The 7,074-nt window shown below is 34.0% G+C and carries 5 protein-coding genes; 4 read left to right on the forward strand and 1 reads right to left on the reverse strand.

Translation table 11 applies throughout. The features are described 5' to 3' along the window. The 4 genes from APR43_RS09680 (at position 1) to APR43_RS09695 (ending at position 5,043) form a co-directional block, all read left to right on the forward strand. Positions 1-1,230: a 3-phosphoshikimate 1-carboxyvinyltransferase gene (locus APR43_RS09680; protein WP_053472528.1), complete on the forward strand. Its 1,230-nt coding sequence runs from the start codon at positions 1-3 to the stop codon at positions 1,228-1,230. 305 nt (positions 1,231-1,535) lie between these two features. Further along, entirely contained in the window at positions 1,536-2,585 is a 1,050-nt protein-coding gene (gene queA / locus APR43_RS09685; protein WP_053472529.1) for a tRNA preQ1(34) S-adenosylmethionine ribosyltransferase-isomerase QueA, read from the forward strand. A gap of 286 nt (positions 2,586-2,871) precedes the next feature. Then, positions 2,872-4,149, forward strand: a complete 1,278-nt coding sequence (gene kynU / locus APR43_RS09690; protein WP_053472530.1) for a kynureninase — start codon at positions 2,872-2,874, stop codon at positions 4,147-4,149. Positions 4,150-4,608: 459 nt separating this feature from the next. Further along, positions 4,609-5,043 carry a YMGG-like glycine zipper-containing protein gene (locus tag APR43_RS09695; RefSeq protein ID WP_053472532.1) on the forward strand — a complete coding sequence of 145 codons (435 nt, stop codon included), beginning with the start codon at positions 4,609-4,611 and terminating at the stop codon, positions 5,041-5,043. Positions 5,044-5,101: 58 nt separating this feature from the next. On the opposite strand, the gene APR43_RS09700 is transcribed toward APR43_RS09695, so the two are convergent. After that, positions 5,102-6,910 carry a hypothetical protein gene (locus APR43_RS09700; protein ID WP_053472533.1) on the reverse strand — a complete coding sequence of 603 codons (1,809 nt, stop codon included), beginning with the start codon at positions 6,908-6,910 and terminating at the stop codon, positions 5,102-5,104. Between the last annotated feature and the right edge of the window lie 164 nt (positions 6,911-7,074).

The following is a 7,074-nucleotide window of genomic DNA, read 5'->3' on the forward strand; positions in this document are numbered from 1 at the left end:
ATGAATTTAAAATTAAGTACGAATTCACAATTCACCATTGATAATTCACAATTAAATATCACAGGTTCTAAAAGCGAAACCAATCGTTTATTATTACTAAAAGCTTTATTCCCAAATATTACTTTAGCCAATACTTCAAACTCAGACGACAGCGAAGTCATGCAGAAAGCATTAATTGGTAATGATGAAATTGTAGATATTCACCACGCCGGAACTGCAATGCGTTTTTTAACCGCATATTTTGCCGTAAACGAAGGCAGAGAAGTAGTTATGACAGGTTCAAGCAGAATGCAGGAACGCCCAATAAAAATTTTGGTTGAAACATTAGGCCAGTTGGGAGTTGAGATTAGTTATGAAAAAGAAGTTGGTTATCCGCCAATTCGAATTAAAGGAAAAAAAGTTACTGCTTCAAAAGTTAGTTTAGCAGCCAATGTGAGCAGTCAGTATATTTCGGCACTTTTATTAGTCGCTTCAAAACTAGAAAATGGTTTAGAGCTGACATTAGAAGGAGAAATTACTTCAGTTCCATATATCAAAATGACTTTGGCTTTGTTGAATGATTTAGATATAAAAACAAGTTTTGAAGGAAATATAATTAAAGTTTATCCTAAAGAATCTGTCGAATCAAAGGAAATGGTTGTAGAATCTGACTGGAGTTCAGCTTCGTATTTCTTTAGTTTGGTGGCTTTGGCCGATGCTGCAAAAATCACTTTAAGCAGTTATAAAGAAAACAGTCTTCAGGGAGATTCAGAATTAGTTTCTCTTTATGAAAAAATGGGCGTGAAAACCACTTTCCAAAACAACAAAATGACTTTGGAAAAAGTGGCAGGATTTAATTATCAGGATGTAAATTTCGAATTAAACAACACGCCGGATATTGCGCAGACAATCGTAGTAACTTGTTTAGGTTTGGGAATTGGATGTCATTTAACAGGTCTTCATACTTTAAAAATTAAAGAAACAGACAGATTGGAAGCATTGCGAATTGAGCTTACAAAATTAGGAGCAAATATTTCTGTAACCAATGACAGTTTGACTTTAGAGCGTTCAGGAAATATTAATCACGATATTCATATTGCAACATACAACGATCACCGTATGGCAATGGCATTTGCACCGCTTGCGATAAAAGTGCCAATTATTATAGACGATGCAGAAGTAGTTTCAAAATCATACCCGGATTTCTGGAATGACTTAAAATCTTTAAACTTCCAAATCTCAGAATTGTAAAGTTTTTAACCATATAAGTTATATAAGTTCATGTAAATAAAGAGCTAAATAAAACGTAATCCTATAAGCCTCTGGTTTTAACCAGAGGCTTTTTTGTTAAAGGAATCCAAATGAAATGAACTTATATAATTTATATGGTGAAAAAAACATTTTTATGGTGTTCCAAACCACCACTAAATCAAGGACTTTTGAAAATAAACGTCAAAACACTTGACAACGCCTATCTCACAATCGTATATTTGCAGGCGATTTAAAATTTTAGATAAAAAAGTCTAAGATTGATATTTTAAAATCTAACTTCAAATATGAAATTATCACACTTCAATTTCAATTTACCGAAAGAACTTTTAGCTGAATTCCCGGCAGAAAATAGAGATGAATCTCGTTTAATGGTAATTGACCGTCAAAAACAAACAATAGAACATAAAATGTTTAAAGATGTTATCAACTATTTTGATGACGGAGACGTTTTAATTCTTAACAATACAAAAGTTTTCCCTGCACGTTTGTACGGAAACAAAGAAAAAACCGGAGCTAGAATTGAGGTTTTCTTATTAAGAGAATTAAATTCAGAGCAGCGTTTATGGGACGTTTTAGTAGATCCTGCTAGAAAAATCCGTATCGGAAATAAACTTTATTTTGGTGACGACGATTCGTTAGTTGCTGAGGTAATCGACAATACAACATCTCGTGGTAGAACATTACGTTTCTTATACGATGGCTCTTATGAAGAATTCAGAAACAAATTGACAGAACTTGGAGAAACTCCAATTCCTAAATACATCAACAGAGAAGTTACTGCTGAAGATGCGGAAAGATACCAAACCATCTACGCAAAAGAAGAAGGAGCTGTAGCGGCGCCAACAGCTGGTTTACACTTCTCAAAACACCTTTTGAAAAAATTAGAAATCAAAGGAGTAAATTTTGCTGAGGTAACTTTACACGTAGGTTTAGGAACTTTCAATCCAGTTGAAGTGGAAGATTTATCTAAGCACAAAATGGATTCAGAAGAATTGATCATTAATCAACAAGCTTGTGATATCGTAAACGAAGCAAAAGCAAAGAAAAAACGTATTTGTGCAGTAGGAACAACTTCTATGCGTGCAATCGAAAGTTCTGTTTCTTCTGCTAATACTTTGAATCCTTACGAAGGATGGACAAATAAATTTATTTTCCCTCCTCACGATTTCAGTATTGCAAACTGTATGATTACAAATTTCCACACACCAAAATCAACATTATTAATGATGATTTCTGCTTTCTGTGGACATGATTTAATGAAAAAAGCATACGATGAAGCAATCAAAGAAGGATACAAATTCTATTCTTACGGAGATGCAATGTTAATTCTATAATTAGAATTGATCTTATAAAGAAACCCGACAAGTTTTTAAAACCTGTCGGGTTTTTGTTTTTTAATAGTTTCAAGTTTCAGGTTTCAAGTTTCAAGTTTGGCGCTCGCCGCAAGATTTAATCGCAAAGTTCGCAAAGCTTTGCGTTCTTTTGCATTTGGCAAACACAAACTGATTAAAAAACCTTGCGAACTTTGCGTTAAATCACACCAAGCATATCAACTTGAAACTTTAAACTTAAAACAAAACAAACAAAATTTGTTATTTTAGCCGACAAAACAAAAACACAATGACTTTTCAAAATACACGCGAATTTGCACGAGAGCTAGATTCGAAAGACACACTAAATCACTATCAGGAACAATTCATTTTTCCTAAAGTCAATGACAAACGAGTTATATATTTCACCGGAAATTCATTAGGATTACAGCCAAAACGAACCAAAGCTTATATTGACGAAATAATGAATGACTGGGCAGAACTTGCTGTAGAAGGTCATTTTTATGCAGAGAAACCTTGGTGGGATTATCAGGAAAGATTTGCAGAACCGTTGAGTAAAATTGTGGGAGCACTTCCGTCAGAAGTTACCGTTATGAATACTTTGACAGTGAATCTTCATTTGTTGATGGTTTCTTTTTATCAGCCAAAAGGGAAGCGTTATAAAATTATCTGTGAAGAAAAAGCCTTTCCATCAGATCAATATATGTTTCAAAGTCAGGTTCATTTTCACGGATACAAACCAGAAGATGCAATTGTAGAAATCAAACGTCGGGAAGGAGAACATAATATCCGTTTAGAAGATGTTTTAGCAAAAATTGAAGAGGTTGGTGATGAACTGGCTTTAATTTTAATTGGCGGAGTAAATTATTATACCGGACAAGTTTTCGACATTAAAACCATTACCGCAGCCGGACATAAAGCAGGAGCAAAAGTAGGCTGGGATTTGGCGCACGCCGCCGGAAATATAAAATTAGAACTTCACGACTGGAATGTAGACTTTGCTGCTTGGTGCAGTTATAAATATATGAACTCAGGGCCAGGAAATGCTTCTGGAGTTTTTGTACACGAAAGACATCATAATGATCCAGATTTACCGCGATTTGCTGGCTGGTGGGGACACAACAAAGAACGTCGTTTTAAAATGGAACCCAACTTTGATCCTGTTCACGGAGCAGGCGGATGGCAGATTAGTAATCTTCCGGTTTTATCTTTAGCGCCGTATTTAGCATCTGTAGAAATGTTTGCTGAGGTTGGAATGGATGCCTTAATTGCAAAACGTGATAACATAACATCCTATTTAGAATTTATTCTGCACGAAATTGATAAAGAAGTTGCAGGTAATTTTGAAATTATTACACCTTCAAACCCAATCGAAAGAGCTTCACAATTATCTGTTTTCCTTCACGGAGAAGGAAGAAGTTTATTTGATTATTTAATGAAAAACGGAGTGATTACAGACTGGCGTGAACCAAACGTAATTCGTCTGGCACCAGTTCCTTTATATTGCTCTTATGAAGATATGTATGACTTCGGGCAAATCCTAAAAAAGGGAATTTTAGGGAAGTAAGAGGGAATTTTAATCTCGCAAAGTTTTTTTTGCCACAGATTAAAAGGATTAAAAAGATTTTTTTGAATTGCCTCCAGCTTTAGCTGGAGGTATTAAAGATAAAATTTGAAAGGGCTTTAGCCAAACGCGTAGTTTGGCTAAAGCCCTTTTCATTTGATCAAATTTTCATCCAGCTAAAGCTGGACGCTATTGAACTAAGAAAGATTAATCCGATTAATCTGCAAAATCTGCGGGAAAAAATTTCAACGCATTTATTGAATCTTTTCTAATCCTTTTAATCTCTGGCAAAAAAACTTTGCGACTCTGCGACTTTGCGAGATTAAACGATCCAGCTTCCAATAAAAATTCTGCAAGCAAATAGTAAAATCTTCTAATCTTATAACGTTTCTCAAAAATCATGTAATAGTCGGCACGTGATATATTCCGTATTTTGTAATGTATAATTTAAAAACTATAATCATGAAAGGCTTATATATATTATTAGCGGCAATACTTATCACTTCTTGTCAAAATCAAAGTAAAGAAGATTTAAACAAAGCCAAACAAGCCAGTATTGATTCAATGAAAGTTGAGATTAACAAACAGCGTGTTATCGATTCAATGAAGACAGAAATGGCTAAGATAAAAGAGGAGCAGAAAGCTGAATCTCAAAAAGTTGTTGTCGTACACCAACAAGCTGAAAACGGAAATACTACAACTACCACTACTACCAAAAAGAAAGGATGGAGTGCAACTGCTAAAGGTGCTGTTATTGGTGCCGGAGTTGGTGCTGCAACCGGAGCAATTGTAAGTAAGAAAAAAGGTGAAGGTGCCATTATTGGTGGTTTAGCCGGAGCTGCATTGGGTACTGGAACAGGAGCTGTTATTGACAGCAAAAACAAGAAGAAAGAATAGATTTTAATTTCTATATATTAAAAATGCCGATTTAGAATTTCTAAATCGGCGTTTTGTTTTATGCTAATTCAGGTTTCGGAATCTGGATTGCATTTAATTCTGATTTATAAAAATCGAATTGATTTTTGATTTTTTCCTCTTCCTTTTTAAAATAAAGAGTCGACGAAAACAGATTTTGATAATATTCAATTCCTTCTAAAATATTCGTTTTAAAAGAATTCCATTTTTTTAGCTGCATTGCGTTTGCTTCTCCGGAAATAGTTTCAATTTCATTTCGAAAATAATCCACATACATCTTTAATTCCTTCACAAATAAATTCGGGCGGTCTGTTCTTAAAATAGATTTTCCCTGATAAATGTGCTGTACCATTTCTTTTAAAGAAACTTCCTGATCAAAATAAGCCAAATTTGGTCCCGGACAAATTACAACGCCTTGTGCCTGACCTTTTACTTTAATATCATTTTCAAGATAAGAAGCGTTTGCCAAACCTACACATAAACATGATTTTTCGGTTATTTTGATTTTGCTTTTTTCAAATGCATCGACAGATAAAGTATCTTTTATACTTTCTAATTCTTCCAGTTTAATATCCTGATATTTTTTAGAAGCTGTACAAATTCCATGCGGATCATATTCTTTACTTAATGCTAAAAATTTCTTCGGGCAGGAACTTCCGGCTTTATTTTCGTGAATTCTTTTTTGTTTTAAAAATTCATTTGTAGTTCCTTTTAAAGTATTAAACGGAACTCCTAAAGGTGAAATGTTACTTAAATAAAAATCATCTTCTTTTGCATTCATCAATAACTTTCGAGTTTCCTGATCTACAGAAGTGGCTTCAGGAACTAATAAAAATGGAGATCCCCAGCCAACAGAATCTACTTGATATTCGTCTAATAAAAATTCATGTTCTTCTGCAGTTCCAACACCGCCCTGAACGGTAATTTTTAATTCTAAAGGTTTTTCGGGAAAAGCTTCATTTTTTGACTGTAAAGCTTTAATCATTAAATCGTGGGCTGATTGTATCAGTTGTTCTTTTTTCTGCTTGAATTCTTCTAAAATAGTGCCTAATAAGAGTCCATCAGTTGCAAAAGCGTGGCCGCCGCAGTTTAATCCGGATTCAATTCGGTATTCAGAGACCCAAAGGCCTTTTTTAGCCAGGAAATTTCCCTGAATCATTGCCGATCTAAAATCACTTACTTTTAAGATGATTTTCTTTTTAAGTTCGTTATTTTCATTTGGGAAAAAATCTTTGAAATTTTCAAAGTAACCAAACAATCTCGGATTCATTCCTGCAGAAAGTACAAGAGATGATTCCAGATTACTATTTGCAAAACCTCTTAAAGCGGCATGTGCGTCATTAAATTCAATTGGAAGTTGTTCGTTTTTAACGAAATTATCTTTGTCCAGTTTCGTCATAATGTTAACGTCGATTTCTCCCGGAAAAAGATTCGTTTCGATATAATTCTGAATATTTTCTTTAAAAGCAATTCCGTCATCCAGTAAATTCTGAAATCCTTTTTTAATATCAGAAGTATTAGGAAGCATTGACATGAAATTTTCAAGAGAAGTTTTGCTTTCGGCTAATTCAGTTTTAAAATTCTCGAATTTTTCTTTTACAATTTTATCAACTAAATTTAGGTAAGAGGTAATTCTTTCTGCACGATAATCATGAAATTTCTGCGTGATTTCTTCATACGGAATATTGAATTTAGTGCTGTAAAAGTTACGCATCTTCTCAATCAAATCATCATCAGCGAGAGCAACAACAGACGAAATTCCATATTGCGCCACGCGAATTGGGCTGTCAATTGTATATGCAAGACCCATCACAGGAATATGAAAAGTGTGTAAAGGTATTTTTGCCATTTGTTTTCAGATTAAAATAAAGGCAAATATTGAAAAAAGGATTTTTTTAAAAGCTGATAATTGTCAGGTTTGTGGGTTAGCTGCCACGAATTACACGAATTTCCACTAATTTTTATTCGCAGGATTTTAAAAATTAATTCGTGAAAATTCGTGTAATTCGTGGC

The organism is Flavobacterium sp. NLM (assembly GCF_002210235.1).
GTDB lineage: Bacteria > Bacteroidota > Bacteroidia > Flavobacteriales > Flavobacteriaceae > Flavobacterium > Flavobacterium panici.

What these genes read in the sequence shown, in the direction of transcription:
- APR43_RS09680 (WP_053472528.1), top strand. Translation starts at nt 1, where the DNA reads ATGAATTTAAAATTAAGTACGAATTCACAATTCACCATTGATAATTCA.
- queA (WP_053472529.1), top strand. Translation starts at nt 1,536, where the DNA reads ATGAAATTATCACACTTCAATTTCAATTTACCGAAAGAACTTTTAGCT.
- APR43_RS09695 (WP_053472532.1), top strand. Translation starts at nt 4,609, where the DNA reads ATGAAAGGCTTATATATATTATTAGCGGCAATACTTATCACTTCTTGT.
- APR43_RS09700 (WP_053472533.1), bottom strand. Translation starts at nt 6,910, where the DNA reads ATGGCAAAAATACCTTTACACACTTTTCATATTCCTGTGATGGGTCTT.
- kynU (WP_053472530.1), top strand. Translation starts at nt 2,872, where the DNA reads ATGACTTTTCAAAATACACGCGAATTTGCACGAGAGCTAGATTCGAAA.